At 40.0% G+C, this 19,527-nt stretch carries 16 protein-coding genes; 12 read left to right on the forward strand and 4 right to left on the reverse strand.

Annotation, left to right across the window (positions count from 1 at the left end):
- Nucleotides 1–226 precede the first annotated feature (226 nt).
- The 8 genes from dxs to CQZ96_RS15655 all read left to right on the forward strand — a co-directional run bounded on the left by dxs (nucleotide 227) and on the right by CQZ96_RS15655 (nucleotide 9,328).
- Entirely contained in the window at nucleotides 227–2,131 is a 1,905-nt protein-coding gene (gene dxs, locus CQZ96_RS15620; protein WP_105714589.1) for a 1-deoxy-D-xylulose-5-phosphate synthase, read from the forward strand.
- A gap of 130 nt (nucleotides 2,132–2,261) precedes the next feature.
- Entirely contained in the window at nucleotides 2,262–3,092 is an 831-nt protein-coding gene (locus CQZ96_RS15625; RefSeq protein WP_004725624.1) for an inositol monophosphatase family protein, read from the forward strand.
- Between the two features lie 657 nt (nucleotides 3,093–3,749).
- Entirely contained in the window at nucleotides 3,750–5,687 is a 1,938-nt protein-coding gene (locus CQZ96_RS15630; protein ID WP_016539375.1) for a DEAD/DEAH box helicase, read from the forward strand.
- 412 nt (nucleotides 5,688–6,099) lie between these two features.
- Nucleotides 6,100–6,918: an ABC transporter ATP-binding protein gene (locus CQZ96_RS15635; RefSeq protein ID WP_004725631.1), complete on the forward strand. Its 819-nt coding sequence runs from the start codon at nucleotides 6,100–6,102 to the stop codon at nucleotides 6,916–6,918.
- Nucleotides 6,915–7,694, forward strand: coding sequence for a lipid asymmetry maintenance ABC transporter permease subunit MlaE (mlaE, locus tag CQZ96_RS15640; RefSeq protein WP_004725633.1), 780 nt, complete (start codon nucleotides 6,915–6,917; stop codon nucleotides 7,692–7,694). Before CQZ96_RS15635 ends, mlaE begins: the two co-directional genes overlap by 4 nt.
- Complete coding sequence (locus tag CQZ96_RS15645) at nucleotides 7,694–8,371, forward strand: outer membrane lipid asymmetry maintenance protein MlaD (protein ID WP_105714588.1); 678 nt, start codon at nucleotides 7,694–7,696, stop codon at nucleotides 8,369–8,371. The genes mlaE and CQZ96_RS15645 overlap by 1 nt, the downstream gene beginning before the upstream one ends.
- Nucleotides 8,372–8,392: 21 nt before the next feature.
- Complete coding sequence (locus CQZ96_RS15650; RefSeq protein WP_004725637.1) at nucleotides 8,393–9,013, forward strand: MlaC/ttg2D family ABC transporter substrate-binding protein; 621 nt, start codon at nucleotides 8,393–8,395, stop codon at nucleotides 9,011–9,013.
- A gap of 27 nt (nucleotides 9,014–9,040) precedes the next feature.
- Nucleotides 9,041–9,328: an anti-sigma factor antagonist gene (locus CQZ96_RS15655; protein ID WP_004725639.1), complete on the forward strand. Its 288-nt coding sequence runs from the start codon at nucleotides 9,041–9,043 to the stop codon at nucleotides 9,326–9,328.
- A gap of 115 nt (nucleotides 9,329–9,443) precedes the next feature.
- Here the strand turns inward: CQZ96_RS15655 and CQZ96_RS15660 are convergent, their stop codons facing one another.
- On the reverse strand, nucleotides 9,444–10,457 hold the full coding sequence (locus CQZ96_RS15660) for a magnesium and cobalt transport protein CorA (RefSeq protein WP_004725641.1): 1,014 nt from the start codon (nucleotides 10,455–10,457) through the stop codon (nucleotides 9,444–9,446).
- A 158-nt stretch (nucleotides 10,458–10,615) separates the two neighbouring features.
- On the opposite strand from CQZ96_RS15660, the gene CQZ96_RS15665 reads away from it, so the two are divergent.
- Together CQZ96_RS15665 and CQZ96_RS15670 are read left to right on the forward strand one after the other, a co-directional pair.
- A complete protein-coding gene (locus tag CQZ96_RS15665; RefSeq protein ID WP_105714587.1) occupies nucleotides 10,616–11,233 on the forward strand; it encodes a TIGR00730 family Rossman fold protein in 618 nt (205 codons plus the stop codon).
- Nucleotides 11,234–11,310: 77 nt separating this feature from the next.
- The gene (locus CQZ96_RS15670) at nucleotides 11,311–11,709 is read left to right on the forward strand and encodes an NUDIX hydrolase (RefSeq protein WP_171287956.1); all 399 of its coding nucleotides are present in this window, start codon (nucleotides 11,311–11,313) and stop codon (nucleotides 11,707–11,709) included.
- A 52-nt stretch (nucleotides 11,710–11,761) separates the two neighbouring features.
- Here the strand turns inward: CQZ96_RS15670 and CQZ96_RS15675 are convergent, their stop codons facing one another.
- Nucleotides 11,762–12,391, reverse strand: coding sequence for a ComF family protein (locus tag CQZ96_RS15675; protein WP_105714586.1), 630 nt, complete (start codon nucleotides 12,389–12,391; stop codon nucleotides 11,762–11,764).
- Between the two features lie 220 nt (nucleotides 12,392–12,611).
- Nucleotides 12,612–14,657 carry an ATP-dependent DNA helicase RecG gene (gene recG, locus CQZ96_RS15680; protein ID WP_105714585.1) on the reverse strand — a complete coding sequence of 682 codons (2,046 nt, stop codon included), beginning with the start codon at nucleotides 14,655–14,657 and terminating at the stop codon, nucleotides 12,612–12,614.
- Nucleotides 14,658–14,716: 59 nt separating this feature from the next.
- On the opposite strand from recG, the gene CQZ96_RS15685 reads away from it, so the two are divergent.
- Both CQZ96_RS15685 and CQZ96_RS15690 read left to right on the forward strand, forming a co-directional pair.
- Nucleotides 14,717–15,493: an NAD(P)H-binding protein gene (locus CQZ96_RS15685; protein WP_105714584.1), complete on the forward strand. Its 777-nt coding sequence runs from the start codon at nucleotides 14,717–14,719 to the stop codon at nucleotides 15,491–15,493.
- Nucleotides 15,494–15,550: 57 nt separating this feature from the next.
- A complete protein-coding gene (locus CQZ96_RS15690) occupies nucleotides 15,551–16,486 on the forward strand; it encodes an SEL1-like repeat protein (protein WP_105714583.1) in 936 nt (311 codons plus the stop codon).
- 268 nt (nucleotides 16,487–16,754) lie between these two features.
- On the opposite strand, the gene plsB is transcribed toward CQZ96_RS15690, so the two are convergent.
- Complete coding sequence (gene plsB / locus CQZ96_RS15695; protein WP_004725655.1) at nucleotides 16,755–19,340, reverse strand: glycerol-3-phosphate 1-O-acyltransferase PlsB; 2,586 nt, start codon at nucleotides 19,338–19,340, stop codon at nucleotides 16,755–16,757.
- Nucleotides 19,341–19,527 lie beyond the last annotated feature (187 nt).

Raw genomic sequence — 19,527 nt, forward strand, 5'->3', positions numbered from 1 at the left:
AACATTGCTATAAAAATTTCTTTTTTGTATAAAGCACACGATAATAGTTGATATATAGATAGATTATTCATGATAATTGACACCAAGAGCACACTTGCTGACTTGGAAGTTCCAATGACGCATCATTATAAATGTGGCTGATTGAATGTGATATCATTGCTTCTCACAATCATGCTAACCCGTTTACCTAGCTAGATTTGCCAGGCTTTAGAAGGCTTTGCCACATATGTTGTATACCGAAATACCTAGTCATCGTCCTGTTACGCCTTTGTTGAATGAAATTAATCATCCTCAACAATTACGTCAGTTTGAGCAAAGCCAATTGCCGCAGGTCGCAGACGAATTGCGTCAATTTATTTTGTATGCTGCTGGACAAAGTGGCGGGCATTTTGGTGCAAACCTTGGCGTTATAGAATTAACAGTCGCCTTACACTATTGTTTTGAAACTCCACGAGATCGTTTAGTTTGGGATGTGGGCCATCAGGCGTATCCACATAAAGTCCTTACAGGACGCCGTGAGCAATTGATGACCATCCGTTCTAAAGATGGATTGGCGGCTTTTCCAGCACGGGATGAATCTGAATTTGACACTTTTGGTGTAGGACATTCATCGACTGCAATTTCTGCTGGCTTGGGTATGGCTTTGGCACGTCGTTATCAAAAAGACCCTTGTGAAGTTGTTGCCATCGTTGGTGATGGTGCGATGACTGCTGGAATGGCATTTGAAGCCATGAATGATGCAGTGGCGCATAATGCTGATTTGATGGTGGTGCTCAATGACAATGATATGTCGATTTCATGTAGCACGGGTGGTTTTGCAAAGCATTTAGCTGCAATTTGGGAACAAGGGCAATTCATCAATATTGATGAAGAAGGGCAAGCTTTTGTACAGGATTGCCCTGAATGGAACTACAACTCTCGTTTACATCAATCTGCGACTGATGCTGCGGATAATCTATTTAAAGCCATTGGTTTTGATTATTTTGGCCCATTTGATGGCCATGATGTGGAGCAATTGGTACAAGTCTTTAATGCGCTGAAAAAGCGTAAAGGGCCACGCCTGATCCATGTCTATACCGTGAAAGGTAAGGGTTTTGCACCTGCTGAAGCGGATCAAATTAAATATCATGCGATTGGCAAAATTAATGCATCAGCAACTAAAAATCTAGCGCCAAAATATTCAGATGTATTTGGGCAATGGCTTTGTGATGAAGCTGCACAAGACGACAGATTACTCGCAATTACGCCTGCCATGTGTGAAGGCTCAGGCATGGTACAGTTTGCTAAACAATTTCCAGAGCGTTACTTTGATGTTGCAATTGCAGAACAGCATGCCGTGACATTAGCTGCGGGTATGGCATGTGAAGGATTGAAGCCAGTTGTGGCGATTTATTCAACCTTCCTGCAACGCGGTTATGACCAATTGATTCATGATGTTGCTTTACAAAATCTTGATGTGACCTTTGGTATTGATCGTGCAGGTTTAGTCGGCGAAGATGGTCCTACGCATGCTGGTGCGTATGATTATGCTTATATGCGTACCGTACCCAATATGGTGATCATGGCGCCAAAAGACGAAAACGAATGTCGTCAAATGTTGCATACAGCATATCTATACAAAGGCCCAACTGCAGTACGTTATCCACGCGGTAATGGTTTAGGTGTAGAAATTCAACAACAGTTGATTGAGCTGGAAATTGGTAAAGCTGAAGTATTGTTAGAACTCAATACTGAACACGAAGAAGGTGTTACGATTTTGGCCTTTGGTAGTCGAGTTCAACCTGCGCTTGAATCAGCCAAACAACTGGCACCAAAGTTGGATATTGCAATTCGTGTGATCAATATGCGTTTTGTGAAACCATTGGATGAACAAATTATTCGTGATTTAGCAGACAAAACTCACTTATTTGTAACTGTTGAAGAACATGCTGTAATGGCGGGTGCAGGTAGTGCGGTCAATGAGTTCTTGGCACAGGCGCAAATTGTGAAGCCAATTTTAAACCTAGGTTTACCTGATGAATTCCTCGCACAAGCAAGCCATTCTGAAATGCTCCAAGACTGTGGTTTAGATGTAAAAGGTATTCAAAACTCGATTGAACAGGCTTGGTTAAAGCTGGTACAACACGTTTAACCTCATGTAAAAGTTAAAGTTGTAAAATTTTAGCAACAAAATTTCCCAAAAAGCGCCGATATTTGCTAAAATGTCGGCGCTTTTATGCATTATTCTTTATCAGTATCTTCAAATTTGTAGTGGGTGTTCAATGGAACCTATGGTGGTGATGGCTGCGCGTGCGGCTCAGTTAGTTGGTCAAGAGCTTTTAAAAGCGCATCAAAATCGTCATAAACTCGATCTACAAGTCGAAGAAAAAGGTATTGATGGTCCAGTAACTCGTGTAGATCGTTATATCGAGCAGTTGACTATTGATACGCTTCGTAAAAGTTATAAAAATCACAGCTTCCTTGGTGAAGAGTTTGGGCTACAAGAAGGTAAAGGTCACGATGCTGATTGGTGTTGGGTGATTGATCCTCTTGATGGTACTTTAAACTTTATCAATGCTTTCCCACATTTCTGTGTATCTATTGCAGTTCAACATAAAGGTGTAACTCAACACGGTGTTATCTATGACCCTGTGAAAGATGAGCTATTCTCTGCAAGCCGTGGTCGTGGCGCAATGTTGAATCAACGTCGTATTCGTGTGAATGTTAAAGACAGCCTTGAAAATACCTTTATGGGTGTAGGTCATGCTTACCGCGCTAAACGTAATGGTGAGATTGTTTCTTATGCGAAAAACCATTTTGAATCATTATTAAATGTAACTGAAGCTGGCGCACAATATCGTCGTGCAGGTTCTGCTGCATTGGACTTGGCTTATGTTGCGGCTGGTCGTTTAGATGGTTATTTTGAACTCGGTTTAAAACCTTGGGATATCGCAGCAGGCGAGCTTATGGTGAAAGAAGCGGGTGGTACAGTCGTTGATGCTCGTGGTGGTTCAGATTCTATGGAAAATGGTCAAGTGATTGCGTGTTCTATGAAAATGTTAAAACCATTGATGCAAGCTGTTGTTCCTGCTTGGGGTGAAGCTGCGAAGTAATTTATACTTGTGTAGATTGAGTTTTAAAAAGCCTTCATCTTTATGAGGGCTTTTTTATGGGTTGCGATTTAATGCGATACTATCAATAGTGAATGTCGTTGTTTAAACTTTCGTGATTGCAAGACTTAGCGAATAGTACTTATATAAAAATAATACAACTTATTGGGGGACGCTAAGAGTGCATATCATTGGCAATCCAATACGATTATTCTAGGCGAGTTTACCGTGGAGTGTTTAGCGGTAGCTGTAGCAGATATTTTTGAGGATGAAAGTTTAGCTGTAGATCAAGTTTTTTATTTAATTCCTGATGATAATGAATGACTTAATACAATACAGGAAAAAACAATAAAACTTCGTGACATTATTATAAATTCTGCTATACTCTGCGCACGCACTAAATTTCGTTCATTACCTGAACATTTCTCTTCTATATTGTGTATGCGCGTCCGGTCCAAAGAGAGGACAATATTTCGCGCCCCACCCAATCGCTTAAGCGATTCCTTCAGGTTGCGGCTGTTATCAAATGTGCGTTATACGCATCGTCGTTCTCGGATCGCCGCTGATTCTATATTTTCAGCGATTATTGCTGTGCCGCTTTTTGCCGATGTCCATCAGACCATATATTAATGGAGCACCCACATTAGGGTGAATATCTCTATGAGCAAAACTTTTGCTGAATTTTCATTAGACGAGTCGCTACAGAAAGCACTCGAGAGTCTTGGTTTTACTACGCCGACTCCTGTTCAAGAACTATCTATTCCAGCGGCTTTAGAAGGAAAAGACCTTCTAGTATCAAGCCAAACTGGTTCTGGTAAAACTGCTGCATTCTTACTCCCTACGTTAAACGCTTTAGCTGGTCAAGATACTTTTGTACCATTTAAAGATCGTATGAAAGCAGTAACTCAACCAAATATCTTGGTGATTTCACCTACTCGTGAACTTGCACAACAAGTATGTCAAGATGCGATTGCATTTGTACGCCATATGAAAGGTGTACGTGTTGCAGCAATCATGGGTGGTATGCCTTTTGGTAAGCAAATCCAACAATTAAAAGGTGCACAAGTTGTTGTTGCGACTCCAGGTCGTTTACTTGATCTTGTAAACCGTCGTCAAATTAAACTTGATTTAGTTGATGCTTTAATCGTCGATGAAGCTGACCGTATGCTTGACTTAGGTTTCTCTGAAGACCTAGAAGCAATCAGCGATTTAGCTTTAAATCGTAAACAAACATTAATGTTCTCTGCAACATTTGCACCACGTATCATTAATCTTGCTGAACGCATGATGAACGAACCTGAACGTATTGCAATTGAAACAGGTCATTCTACAAATACTGATATTACCCAAACTTTACATTGGACTGATGGCTTCGAGCATAAGAAAAAATTGCTTACGCATTGGTTAAATGAAGAAGACGTAGATCAAGCAGTTGTATTTGCTTCAACTCAAGAAGATACAGATATGCTTGCTGAAGAGCTTGCAGAAGCTGGTCTTTCAGTTGTTGCGCTTCATGGTGCTATGCCACAAACTGTACGTAACCGTCGTTTACGCAGTATCCGTGAAGGTCGTGCAAAAATTCTTGTTGCTACAGACGTAGCTGCTCGTGGTCTTGACGTACCAACAATCTCTCACGTAATTAACTTCGGTCTTCCAATGAAGAATGAAGATTATGTGCATCGTATTGGTCGTACAGGTCGTGCGGGTCGTACTGGTAAAGCAATCACTTTAGCAACTTACCGTGAACGCGGTAAGATCCGTGCTTTAGAAGATTATTTAGAAGCGCGTTTAAGTGTTTCTGAAATCGAAGGTTTAGAGCCATCTCCACCTCCAGCTCGCGGTAGTCGTGATGGTGGCGGTCGTGGTCGTAGTAACGGTGGCGGTCGTCGTGAAGGCGGTCGTGGCGGTTTCGGCGGTGGTCGTCGTTTTGAAGGTGAATCAAACTTCAAACGTCGTGAAGGCGGTGATGATCGTCCACGTCGTAGCTTCGATGACAAACCACGTGGTGATCGTCCATCTTATGGTGATGATCGTCCTAAGCGTGATTTTGGTGATCGTCCACCACGCCGTGAAGGTGGTTTCGGTGATCGTCCACAACGTTCATTCGGTGGTGAAGATCGTCCTAAGCGTGATTTTGGTGATCGTCCACCACGTCGTGAAGGTGGCTTCGGTGACCGTCCACAACGTTCATTCGGTGGCGAAGATCGTCCTAAGCGTGATTTCAACTCTGATCGTCCACGTCGTGAAGGCGGTTTTAACGATAAACCTCGTTTTAACTCGAATGATGACAACCGTGGCAACAGCGTAGATTACAAACCACGTCGTGAAGGCAGTTTTGCTGATCGTCCTAAGCGTGATTTTGGTGATCGTCCACCACGCCGTGAAGGTGGTTTCGGTGACCGTCCACAACGTTCTTTCGGTGATGATCGTCCTAAGCGTACATTCGGTGGTGAAGACCGTCCGAAGCGTGAATTTAATTCAGATCGTCCTAAACGTGCGTTTGGCGGTGAAGATCGTCCTAAGCGTGAATTTGGTGGTGAAGACCGTCCAAAGCGTGAATTCAATGCAGACCGTCCGCGTCGCAAATTCAACGATTAATTAGATATTTTTAATAAAAAACCAGCCTAAAGGCTGGTTTTTTATTGCAAGTTGAAAAGTATTTGGTAGAATAAAGTGTGACATAGTTCAATTTATTTAATAAAACAGTTAGACTTAACTTATGAAAAATTGAATCTAATAAAGTTGATGATTTCTTTGAGGTAATTATGTTATATATGTTCTCACTTTTATTGATCTCAAATGTTGGGTACTTTTTTTATAGCCTGCTTTTTAGATAATCTATTTGCTCATTAAATAAAATTTAAAAGTAAAAAACTAAAAAAATAGCCCAAGTAACCTTGTTTATAAAGATGAATATTCTTTATGATTTTTTATTATCTTTTAATTACAAAACATATAGATATTTAAGAGTATAGTATGTGGGCTGATAAATGCAGGAAAAAGTTCAGCTATGAATAAACACAGTCATTCCGAAGCTGAAGCTTTAATTGAAGTCAAAAATTTAAGTTTTAACCGAGGTGAACGCGTTATCTACGATAATGTGAGTTTGCAGATTCGTCGTGGGCAAATTACCGCAATCATGGGACCATCTGGAACGGGTAAAACAACCTTATTACGGCTCATTGGTGGTCAGCTTAGCCCAGATGCTGGTGAAGTACGACTTGATGGGAAAAACATTGCTTCGATGTCACGTAATGAGCTTTTTGCTGCACGTGCGCGTATGGGGATGTTATTTCAGAGTGGTGCGTTATTTACCGACATGACCGTCTATGAAAATGTTGCTTTTCCAATTCGCGCACATACAAAATTACCAGAAAATTTAATTGCTGAGTTGGTGGCGCTAAAATTAGAGTCGGTTGGTTTGCGTGGTGCTGAAAAGTTGATGCCCGCAGAACTTTCTGGCGGGATGAATCGACGCGTGGCGCTTGCTCGTGCGATTGCGCTTGACCCAGACTTGATTATGTATGACGAACCCTTTGCTGGGCAAGATCCGATTGTGATGGGGGTTTTGACCCGATTAATTCGATCATTACGTGATGCTTTAGATCTAACAACAATTATTGTTTCACATGATGTTGATGAAACATTATCAATTGCTGACTATATTTACGTTGTGGCTGAAGGTAAGGTGCAAGGCGAGGGGACACCTGAGCAATTGCAACAACACGCTTCTCCATTTGTACAGCAATTTTTAACAGGTTCGGTTGAAGGTCCTGTTGATTATCAATTTAGTCATCAAGCCTATTTAAGTAATGAGGTTAGTTCATGAATGCTATTGCCTTATTGGGTAGACGCGTTCTAGAACGTGTTCAGGGCATTGGTGTTGCAATGCTCATGTTGTTGCGCATTTTATTCTCTTTGCCAACAATACTTGGTGTAAAACTTTTCATTTATCAGATGTATCGAGTAGGCGTACTGTCTTTATTGATCATTGCTGTATCTGGTCTGTTCATCGGTGCAGTACTCGGTTTGCAGATGTATAACATCTTGGTCACTTTTGGTAGTGAAGCCATGTTGGGCGCGGCTGTGGCTTTAACCTTGTTACGTGAACTCGCGCCTGTTGTGGCAGCCTTGCTTTTTGCTGGTCGTGCTGGCTCTGCTTTGACTGCTGAAATTGGCCTAATGAAGGCAACTGAACAATTATCCAGTATGGAAATGATTGGTGTTGATCCGTTAAAGCGTGTGATTTCTCCACGTTTATGGGCAGGTATTGTCAGTTTACCGATGCTGTCTGTGATCTTTGCTGCGATTGGTATTATGGGTGGCAAAATGGTCGGTGTTGATTTTCTTGGCGCAGACGAAGGCTCATACTGGAGTGGTATTCTGAGTAGCACCCAGTTTATGAAAGATGTGTTTAACGGGACCATCATTAAAAGTTTAGTATTCGCTTTAATTTGTACTTGGATTGCGGTGTATCAAGGTTATGCTTGTGAACCAACATCTGAAGGTATCGCAACATCTACGACACGTACTGTTGTGTATTCATCGTTATGTGTTTTAGGTTTTGATTTCGTGTTGACTGCGGTCATGTTCGGAGGTGTTTAATGAAATCACGTGCTAGTGAGCTGACCGTCGGTATTTTTGTCATCATTTTTGGTCTTGCTCTATTCTTTTTAGCTATGAAAGTGAGTGGTTTGGTCGGTACAAACTTAAAAGACAGTTATGAAATGACTGCAACATTCGACAATGTGAATGGTTTAAAACCGCGTGCCAAAGTGACCATGAGCGGTGTTAAAATTGGACAAGTTGATGCGATTACACTTGATCCTGTAACACGTCATGCAACGGTTAGATTCGATTTGGATGGTTCATTGACCACCTTCAATGCAGAACAGTTGAAAAAAGTAAAAGAAAATGCGCTAGGTGATTTACATTACAGTGCTGATTATCAGGCTGCGACACCTGAGAAACAAAAAGAAATGGAAACGCAACTGTTAGGTAACATGAAATCCATCACAAATATTGATGAAGATGCTTACATAATGGTCGCAACCAATGGTCTTTTAGGCGAAAAATATTTGAAAATCGTACCAGGCGGCGGCATTAACTACATTAAACGTGGTGAAAGCATTGAAAATACCCAAGGTACGATGGATCTAGAAGATTTGATTACCAAATTTATTACGGGTGGTGCAGGAAAATCATCAACTGGCACATCGGAAGCTAAAGATGCATCTGCATCCACTGAAACAACTGATGCTCAAACTTCATTTGTTGAATAGGCATTAGAGGAGTTATTGAAAATGAACATGCTGTTAAAACAAACTTTTACTGCAACTATTTTGGCAACTATGGTGGCGACTGCGGCTCAAGCTGCTCCAGCAGAAGCACCACCAGCATTTGTTAAACGTGTTGCTGATGGCCTGATTTCGCGCTTAAAAGCAGATCAAGGTAAATTGCAAAACCCTGCTACTGTGAAAGCGATTGTTCGCCAAAACCTTGATCCTTATGTGGATGGTCAAGCGTTTACACGTATTGTGATGGGAACTTATGCAAATAGCAGTACCCCTGCTCAACGTGCGCAATTTGAACAAAACTTCCGTAATACTTTGATTGAGAATTATGGTAGCGCATTTGCGAAGTATTCAAATCAATCGTATTCAATGCGTCCGTATAAGGCAACCAACAGCAAGTTTCCTGTCGTTACTTTAGACTTCAATAACAATGGTGAAAAGATCCCTGTATCTTTCCAATTGTCTGATGCAGGTAGCCAATGGAAAGTACGTAATTTGAATGTGTCTGGTATCGATCTAGGTTTGCAATTCCGTAACCAATTTGCTGCGAACGTGCAACGTAATGGCGGCAATATTGATAAAGCAATTGCAACATTCAAGCCTGATGCAGACGCTGCTGTTAAGAAGTAAGCTCATAACATAGATAGGTGCAAGCGAGTGATTGAATTTAAAAATCAGGAATTATATGTTAGCGGTAAAATTGCTTACGAGAATGCTGAAAGCTATTATTTAAATGGTTTGAAAGTGATTCAAAATGAGAAAAATTTTCCAATAACTGTGAATCTATCACAGCTTGAACATGGCAGTACCCTTGCTTTATCTGTGTTTGTGCAGTGGTTACGTCAAACACCAAATCTTCAGGGACTCCAGTTTAAAGCAGTGCCTGAAAAGATGATGAAAATTATTCAAGCTTGCCATTTGCAAGATGACTTGAAATTAATTTAGCCTATGCAAGATTGATGTAAAAAAGCACCTAAAGGTGCTTTTTTATTAACTCATTTTTCTTTCTGCTTTGAGCAGTGCTAAATCTCAACTCAATCCAATAAGGGGAATGCAGTATTTAAATCCATTTCTTCCATCTAAAGTAAGCCAAAGGCCCCACAAAGAAAGCAATTAAGATGGTAATCACCACATAAAAGCTCCAGTGGCCATGGGCAAATGGCAGAATCTCAGTGTTCATCCCATAAATACTGGCAATCAACATCGGTGGAGCAAGCATGCTGGGTAAGATGGAGAAGCGACGAATGGTATCGTTCTGTTCAGTGTTAATAAATCCAGAGGTGGTATCAAGCAAGAATCGTACTTTTTGGAACAAGAACGCATCATGTTCTACAAGGGAACGTACATCCTCACTTAACTCTCGAATATCTGCATCATAGATATGGCTCCCCAATGCGCGAGGACGAGACAAAAAGGTTAAGACACGACGTAAGTCAATCAGACAAAGTTGCGCTTTTCCAAGCATATCTTCCTTTTGTGCTAAACGGGTAATCATGTCATCTAAATCTAAAATCATTTCACGATGACGTACGTTGAGGACTTCTGTGGAATATAACTCTAAGTCTTTGTGGATATCTTCTAAGATATCCGCAAGCTCATCTAGTTTTGCTTCTAATAAGCCTAAAAGAATCCATGTCGGATCTTTGTATTCAATTTCATAGTCATTACGGCGTGCACGTGCGCGAAAGGCACGAAAGGCAACCAGCTTTTCACCACGTAAGGTAAATAAGCGGTCTTTATGCAAAATGAATGCAACCGTTTGCACATTGGCAAGCATGTTTGAAGTATCTTCGGGATCGCCTTCAACTTGGTAATTTTTATTTTTTGTTAAAAAATAAGTACTGATATGTAGAATCCCATCATCATCACGGTAGAATCGTGCAGAGGATGAAATGTCTTCTAAAGATTTAAGAGTTGGTAAATTTTGCTGGTAAGCATCTAGAACCCATTCTTGTTCTTCTTGTGAAGGTGCAATGAGGTCAACCCATACCAATTCAGGATGTAGGTCGAATCCACCATTAATTGTTGCATCTTCTAAGCTACCGCGCTCAGTGGCGTAAAAGGCTTCAAGCATTATGTCTTTTCTCCCTTGCGCAGTGTGGTGTCGATTTGATGTGTGTATTTTAGACAAGGATTTTAGGAAAAACACTCATTACATTGCTGTTTTGTAAAAAAAATCTTGATTGGTCGTCTGCATTTTTAGCATGACAAAATTAAAGTTAGGTTAAATTTATGAATTCTATTGCTATTTTTTGTGGTTCATCATTAGGTACGGATCAAATTTTTGCTCATGTTGCAGAGCTGACTGGTGAAACAATCGCCAAGCAAGGGAAAACTTTGGTCTATGGTGGTGGCCGTTCAGGCTTAATGGGCATCGTCGCTGACAGTGCTTTGGCAGCAGGAGGCAAAGTGATTGGTGTGATCCCTCAGGGATTGGTCGATCGTGAATTGGCACATCCAGATTTGACCGAGCTGTATATTGTTAAAAATATGCATGAACGTAAAACAAAAATGTCTGAACTTTCCGATGGCTTTATTGCATTGCCTGGTGGTGCAGGAACCATTGAAGAAATTTTTGAGCAATGGACGTGGGCACAATTGGGAATTCATTTAAAACCTTGTGCATTTTTAAATGTTGAAGGTTTTTATGATGATTTATTGAAATTTATTCAACTCACGACAGACAAAGGTTTTTCTAAAGCGCGTTTTACAGATCAGTTGATTGATTCTGCCTCGATCGAAGAAATTCTAACTCAGTTTAGTCACTATCAAGCGCCAGAACCAAAATGGGGCGTAAAAGAACGTGAAGAATTGGTTAAATTAGATCAAGCAGATCGTACATTTGGTTAAAAACTAAAACACAATATATTGTTTTTAAATTTATTGCTGTCACAATATATTGTGTTTTTATTCTATTTTTAAATCTTATGAATGTAATTACTGTCGCGGCAGCTGTGATTTTGAATGATAAAAATCAATTGCTGTTGGTGAGAAAGCAAAATACACAATTTTTTATGCAGGTTGGTGGAAAGCTTGAGCCCAATGAACCACCAGAGCAGACCATGTTGCGTGAGATTTTAGAAGAAATTAGTGTTCAAGCAGAGATTACTCAGTTTATTGGGCGTTTTGAAACAAAAGCAGCCAATGAAACAGACTTTCAATTGGTGAGTTATCTCTATCAAGTTGACCTAGAGCAAACACCAAAAATTAATGCAGAAATTGCTGAAATGAAATGGATTGATTTGGATGATGCGCAAACGCTTTTAGCACCATTGACCAAAGAGATCGTCATCCCATGGTGTAAAGCAAATTTAATCCATTCATAATTTTCGCTATGTTTGCTTCACAGTATTTGTATCGCTGAGCGATGATGAAAATTTATTGAGCTGCGGCAATACAGACACTATAAATCTGCTGGCAGCCTAAGTTTTCTAACGCATGGGTTAAAGCATGAATTGAACTGCCTGTGGTCACGACATCGTCAATAATCAGTACTTTTTTATATTTTCTTTTTTCTGTTTTGATCATTTTAAATTGATATTCAATATTTTCTAAGCGCTCAATTCTACTTAAACCTTTTTGTGAGTGTTGCGCCTCTCGAATCACGGGTTGCCATACCGGGATATTTAATTGCCTTGCCATGATTTTGGCAATAATCAGCATTTGATTGTAGCCGCGTTCTTTTAAACGAGCAGTAGAAATTGGCATAGGGACAATGGCTTGAATTTTAGGTAGGTTTAAATTCAATAAACTTTGTGCCAATAGTGTCTGATATTGCAGTTGTTGTTCATATTTATAGACTTGGATGATGCGATCAATTGGGAAGTCGTAACGGTGAGCACAAAGAATCTGGTGTTGATGCCGTTCTATATGCTGCTTATACCAAGGAAGTTCGTTCCAACACGTGTTACAAAGGGAATGCTGTTGTTGTCGGTCTATTCCACAAAGGAGGCAAGGGGAAAGGCTTTGTATGCTTTTATGGAGAAGTTGATTGATAAATTGGAGCATGCTCTGTTCTATTTTTTATTTGGGATTAATTTCGCATAGTGTGTTGAATAGATCAATAGCAGATTTTTATTAAGCTTTATATCGCTTAATCTTCATATCAGCATGTTATGACAACCTCCATGTCATCATTTGTGGGTATAGATTTTGATAAGCGTCGTTAGACTGAATGAATCAAACATCTGAGCTATGATGTCTATGCATGGATGTTCTAAATAAATGTTTAGACATAGGCATATCTCGGCGCTTCAGGTAACCAGCGTTTTAATAAAGCTTCAGCATTTTCTGGATCATCTTTTAGTACTTGACTGGCAACATAATGTGCTTGATTAAGTAAATGATCATCTCGTTCTAGCTTGGCGACACGGAAACCCAAATCTCCTGTTTGCTTGGTGCCCAGTAATTCACCCGGCCCTCGGATTTCTAAGTCTTTTTCTGCAATGATAAAACCGTCATTGGTTTCACGCATGATACGTAAACGTTCTTGGCCATTTTGTGATAAAGGATGTTTATAGAGTAGGGCGCAGAAACTTGCGGTTGCACCACGACCGACACGACCACGTAACTGATGCAACTGAGACAGGCCTAAGCGTTCAGCATTTTCAATCACCATAATGGAAGCGTTTGGAACATCGACCCCGACTTCAATCACTGTCGTTGCAATCAGCAGTTGCAATTCATTGTCTTTGAATTGTTGCATGACCAGTTGCTTCTCATCGGCTTTCATTTTTCCATGGACTAAGCCAATATTAATCTCTGGAAAGCGATCTTTAATCTCTTGATAGGTGGCTTCTGCGGCTTGAGCATCGAGAGTTTCTGATTGTTCGACCAGAGTACAGACCCAATACGCCTGTTTACCCTCAGCACAGTTGGTGGTGATACGATTCAGCACTTCTTCGCGTCTATCAAGTGGAATCGTGACTGTTTGAATGGGAGTACGTCCAGGAGGCAATTCATCAATCACTGAGGTATCTAGGTCACCATAGGCAGACATTGCCAGTGTGCGAGGGATTGGTGTTGCCGTCATGACCAGTTGGTGTGGCGTGGTGTTATCCACGCCTTTATTACGTAAAGCTAGGCGTTGATCTACCCCGAAACGATGTTGTTCATCAATAATCACGAGACCAAGTTTGGAAAATTCAACATTGTCCTGAAATAAAGCATGGGTACCCACCACAATATTGGCAGTTCCATCCTTAATGGTTTGTTCAGCCGCAGCGCGTGCTTTGCCTTTTTGTTTGCCTGAAAGCCATGATACATTTAAACCGAGTGGCTCAAACCATTTCTTAAAATTGATATAGTGCTGTTCAGCTAAAATTTCAGTCGGTGCCATCAGCGCCACTTGCCAGCCTTCTTCCAAAATATGACAAGCCGCAACACCTGCAACCAATGTTTTACCTGCACCTACATCGCCCTGAACCAGTCGCAACATAGGTTTGTTTTGTTTTAAATCTTTGGCAATTTCGTTTGATACACGTTTTTGTGCATTGGTCATTTCAAAAGGTAAGCTTGCCAATAAGGCTTTTGCAAATTTTTTACTGGTTGAAAATGCTGGCGCTGCAATTTGTTGAATATAAGCACGTCGGGTCAATAGGCTGATTTGATGTGCAACCAATTCTTCAAAAATTAAACGTTGTTGAGCAGGGTGAGAGCCTTGTGAAAGTTGTAGCATATTGGCATTTACAGGAGGGTGATGAATATACTCCAGCGCCTGTTTAAGCGCGTAACCATTGGTGAACTTTTCAGGTAATAACTCAGGTAAAGCATCGGCATGCTGGTTTAAAGCTTGCTTAACGTATTCACGTAATTTGGGTTGGGTTAAGCCTTCGGTGGCAGGGTAAATTGCTGTCAGTTGCGTTTTAGGGAGTGCTGTATGTTCAGTAATTAACTGGATCTCAGGATGGTAAAGTTCAAGGCCTCGAGCGCCAACACGAACTTCCCCAAAGATTCTTAAACGATTACCCGCTTTAGCACGATCTGTGAGTGCTTTATAGATATGATAGAAGCGTAAAGTAACTTTGCCAAAATCATCTTGCAATAAAATCGCCATCGATTTGCGTTTACCGGGTGGCATATCGATTGATCTGACCACGCCTTCCATGAGATAACTACGACCGACTTGTAATTGGTTCATGGGAATGATCGTGCTACGATCTTCATAATCACGTGGCAAATGAAACAGCAAATCATCTGTGGTGAAAATATTTAGTTTTTCAAGTAAAGCAGCGGCGGCATTGCCAACCCCTTGCAATTGATGGACGGCAGCCATGTCCCCTCAACTTAAGTTTGATTGATTTTGAAAATCGGTTTCAAAGAATAGGTCGTGTAATGCATATTCTATTTATTGGTTATGGTAAAACATCGCAACGTGTTGCCAAACAATTATTTCAGCAAGATCACCAAATTACCACAGTTAGCCGAAGTGCGAAAGATGATGATTTCGCACAACATTTGATTCAAGACATTCAACAACTCGATTTAGCGCAAATTCAGCCTGTCGATGTGGTGTATGTATTGCTCGCGCCATCTCGAAATTCTCCGCTAAGTGCTATCGAAAATTATCAACAAACCTATGTCGATTCGGTGCAGCCGATTGTGAGAGCTTTAAAAGACCATCCGCTCAAACGAATTATTGTGGTTTCATCGACACGTGTTTATGGGGAAAACCGTGGTGAACGTATTGATGATGAGTCTGTGCTTATTCCAAGTGATCAACAGGGGCAGTTGTTATTGGAAATGGAACAGCGATGGCAACAGGCTTATCCATCTAAATGTGTGATAGTGCGCCCAACTGGGATTTATGGCACATCCGTTGCTCGCATGGTTAAACTTGCAGAAACCACACAAAGCTATCCCAATATTCATTGGTCAAATCGAATCCATATAGATGACCTTGCACATTTCTTAGCGCATTTGCTTCACGTGGAACATTCAGAAAAATCATATATTTGTACAAATAATCAACCGCTACCATTGCATGAGAAAATTTTAAATATTCAACGTGAGTTGAATTTACCAGAGTTGGTTTTGGAAAGCGAAAAGGAAACAGGTAAAAGAATTTTTGCGGAGAGGATTGATAAATTAGGATTTAAGTTGGAATATTAAAATTGCTTTAGTGATTTTATAAAATAATATCGTATTTTATTTAAGGTTTAATATTGAATGAAAATTAAAAAATTAATTACAGGGCTACTTTTATGTATTTTGACAGATATTGTTTATGCAGATGAATCAGATAATTTTCTTATAACAGTAATAGCATTGTCAGGAGACGCAGAAGCCCAGAATCGACTTGGTTTACTTTATCAGAATGGTATCTATGTTCCTAGAGATTCAGTTAAAGCATTTGAGTGGATTGAAAAATCTGCTAAACAAGGAGATAAAGTCGCACAATTTAACTTAGGAAATATGTATTTAAATGGATATGGCATTGAACAAAATTATTCGAAAGCATATGAAAGCTATAAAGCCGCAGCTGACCAAGATTATTTTATGGCTCAAATTGCATTAGGATTAATGTATAAAAATGGAATGGGAGTCGATAAAGACATTGATATAGCAAAAAAGTGGTTTCTATTAGCTGCTAATAAGGGATATCCTCAAGCGCAATACTCACTTGCTCTTCTCTTGTTTGATAGTGGTGAAAAATACCAAAATTATAATGAAGCTTTCGAGTGGTCAAATAAAGCAGCTAAGCACGGTTACTCAGAAGCATATAATCTTTTAGGATTGATGTACGATAATGGAAAAGGTGTGACCCAAAACTATAAAAAAGCTTTTGAATATTATATAAAAGCTGCAAATATGGGAAGTGCTGATGCTCAAAACAATGTGGGTGATATGTATGATACCGGACGTGGTGTAGGTCAGGATTATGTAAAAGCTAAAGAGTGGTATTTAAAAGCAATAGACCGTAATAATACTACAGCTAAATATAATTTGGCAGCTATGTATGAAAAAGGAAATGGCGTAATTCAGGATAAAACTGTAGCAATTGAATTGTATTCTGAAGTTGCTGAGCAGGGTGATGAAGATGCTCAAGCAGCATTAATAAGATTGAAATCTGAGCTTGATTTAGAAAGTTCCAAAGATAATTAAATTTCAGTCGGCTTTGGAGGGGGTAAATGAAGTAGGGATGTGGATTGTTGCAGAACGAATGTTGGCAACAGGATTTAAATTAATACATTAAGAAAGCTATAAAGCGTATGAATAAAAATGATCAGCAGATGATGAATATAAATGTGATCTGAGCAGTGAGATATTCTTTGATGGAAATATTCAAATTTTGAGAAGTTTCCTTTCTTGATCGCAGAGGGCTAGGTAATCATCCCACCCTTCCCCAAAAAAGGGGAAGGGGTTTTGACATTTATTTTTTCTTCCGTTTTAAACGCTTCTTGGCTTGTTGAGCGGCTAAAGCATCTAGAGCTTCTTTTAACTCTTCATCTGTAAATGAGGTGATATGGTGAAGCATTTGCAAAGTTACATCATCAAGCACCAAATTGGCATATTGCGCAACATTTCTAAACTGCTCATCAAAAACAATGGCATGGTCTTCATTGGTTTTGATATAGCCTTGTTCAGTTAAGACTTTCATAAAACTTTGGAATAACGCTTTGTCAAAGAACTCAGGTGAGTTGAACTCATACAATACAGATAAACGTTGTCCAACCAAGTGACTTAATTCTTCAACTTGGCGAATCGAGATATTTCCAGAGCCACGTTGAGTAATTAAAGCCAGCGTCATGTAATAACGTTCAAGACTTTGACGTACTGGAGCAGCTAAAACAGCCAATTGATTATGGTCTTCTGAGTTTGGCGCAGGGCTGAAAATAAAATCTTCATCATCGACAAAAATTAAATTCGCTTGAGCCAAAGCATCGACATATTCAGTCACTTGAGCCTTGATTTCACTATCTTTCCATTTTAAGAACAACTCTGCTTTTAAGAATGGATAAAGGGTACGAATCACATTAAGTAAATCAGACTTACTGATCTTGCCATTATGTTCGACCAATGCTGCGACCAGCGACGGTAAAACAAAGGCATGCAAAATGTTATTGCGGAAGTAAGTCAGTAAAATTGCTTGATTATCTTCAATGGCAATAATATCGCCAAGGACGTGCTGGACACGTTTAATCAATTTCAGTTTCATACCATAGGCAATGATTTCTTTACCTGATAATGGCGTGACCTGAGTGCGGCTGTCATAAGGATTTGCAGTTAATAACTTGCGATATGTATCAAGCTGTTTAATGCAGATTTCTTCATCAAGTGTGTGTTTTGGAGTTGCCAATAAAATCAGTGACAATAAAGAAACAGGGTTGATCACCACAGCACGGTTGATATTTTCCAGAATCGCATTTGCCGAGCTGGTTACTGCATCTGAGACTTCTTGCGGGATTGGATCATCATTATGTTCAATGGTGATTTGATCAGCGCCATGTGCTTTGAGTAAGTCATCTAAGAAAACAGGTTCACCAAAATTGACATGCACTTTACCAAAAATACGCTCAATTTTTTTCAGGGTTTGCAAGATTCCCCAAATGGATTCAGCTTCTTTTGGCTTACCATTCATTTCGCCCACATAAGTTGCGCCTTCCATCAAGCGCTCATAACCGACATAGGTTGGGATAAAGACAATCGGTTTGGCACGGCCGCGCAAATGACCATGTACCGTCATTGCGAGCATGCCAGTTTTTGGGGGTAACAAACGTCCAGTTCGAGAACGACCACCTTCAATAAAGTATTCAAGAGGTGTGTTTCTAGACAGGATGCTAAATAAATATTCTTTAAATACCGATGTATAAAGTGCATTGCCGCGGAATGAACGACGGATAAAGAATGCACCGCCTCCACGCAGTAATTGACCGACAAATGGCATGTTAAGGTTATCGCCGGCAGCAATATACGGCACCATCAAACCACGTTTATAAATCACATAAGACAATAACAAGTAATCGATATGGCTACGGTGACAAGGCGTATAAATCACTTCATAGTCTTTGACTAACTCACGCACAGTATTGAAGTTATGTACTTCAACGCCGTCATAAAGTTGTGTCCATAGACGAGTCAAAGCCATATCTGCAAAGCGTACAGCCGATGCAGAATAGTCGGATGCAATTTCATTTACAAAACCAATTGCTTTATGTTCAGCATCAATCATGCTGATTTTTGAGCGAATACTTTCTTTACGAATTGCATCCTGTACATCAGGGGCTTTAATCAGTGATTGCATGACATTACGGCGATCAGATAAATCTGGACCGAGAATGACCTCACGCTGACGATCTAAGTAGTCATTTAATTGGTTGACAATATAAGTGGCTGGTGAAATATTGGGATGATCAATTTTCGCATGATCGACCAAAGCTCTAAGTGATTGCGCTTCATGGAATTCAAGGAATGACTGTCGACCATGTAAACCAATGTTCATCAATTGTTTAACTTTACTTGGCGTTGCCCAAGTGTCAGTAAATAACAGCTTAAACCAAGAGTCTTCTTTATCTGGTGAACGTCCCCACAGTACTGTAACTGGGATCAATTCAATATCTAAATCAGCATTTTGATCAAGTGATTCAATCAGTCTAACTAAACGCGGCGGATAAGCATGCGTAGGGGGATTAAAATAATTGTTTTCATCTTGGTGTTGTAAAAATAAAATCGCAGCTTTTTCGCGACTATTGCCAATCATTAATGGGTCAAGTGCAGGAGGAAGCTGCAAACGACGTGTTTCACCATCAACAACTAAAGCGTTACTTCGTGAGTAATTCTGTAGAACATAGCAGACAACTTTTTGAGTTGTGGGCTGAATGAGCTCAGAATTTTCAGTTGAAGGGTCTAAAGGTTGAGCTTCTGTAGGAACCTCTCCAAGAACATGTGGTGTTACCACAAGGTCAAGTATTTTACTCGAAAGTCGACGATACATTTGACCAAAGCCACTCTTGGACATAAATACTCCTAGCCAATGGTGAATCACGCAATAAAGCGGATAAAAAATATTTTCTGTAATTAAAGCACAGAACAGTATGTCATTTTCTGACAAACTGCGGGTCGCTTGTCAGATTTTATCGTTAAAAAACGTATTTTAAACAATCCATCAGCACAAGAGAAGTGACAATACAGTTTATGAAAATTTA

It is taken from the genome of Acinetobacter sp. MYb10, from assembly GCF_002980175.2.
In the GTDB taxonomy this organism is placed as follows: Bacteria; Pseudomonadota; Gammaproteobacteria; order Pseudomonadales; family Moraxellaceae; genus Acinetobacter; species Acinetobacter guillouiae.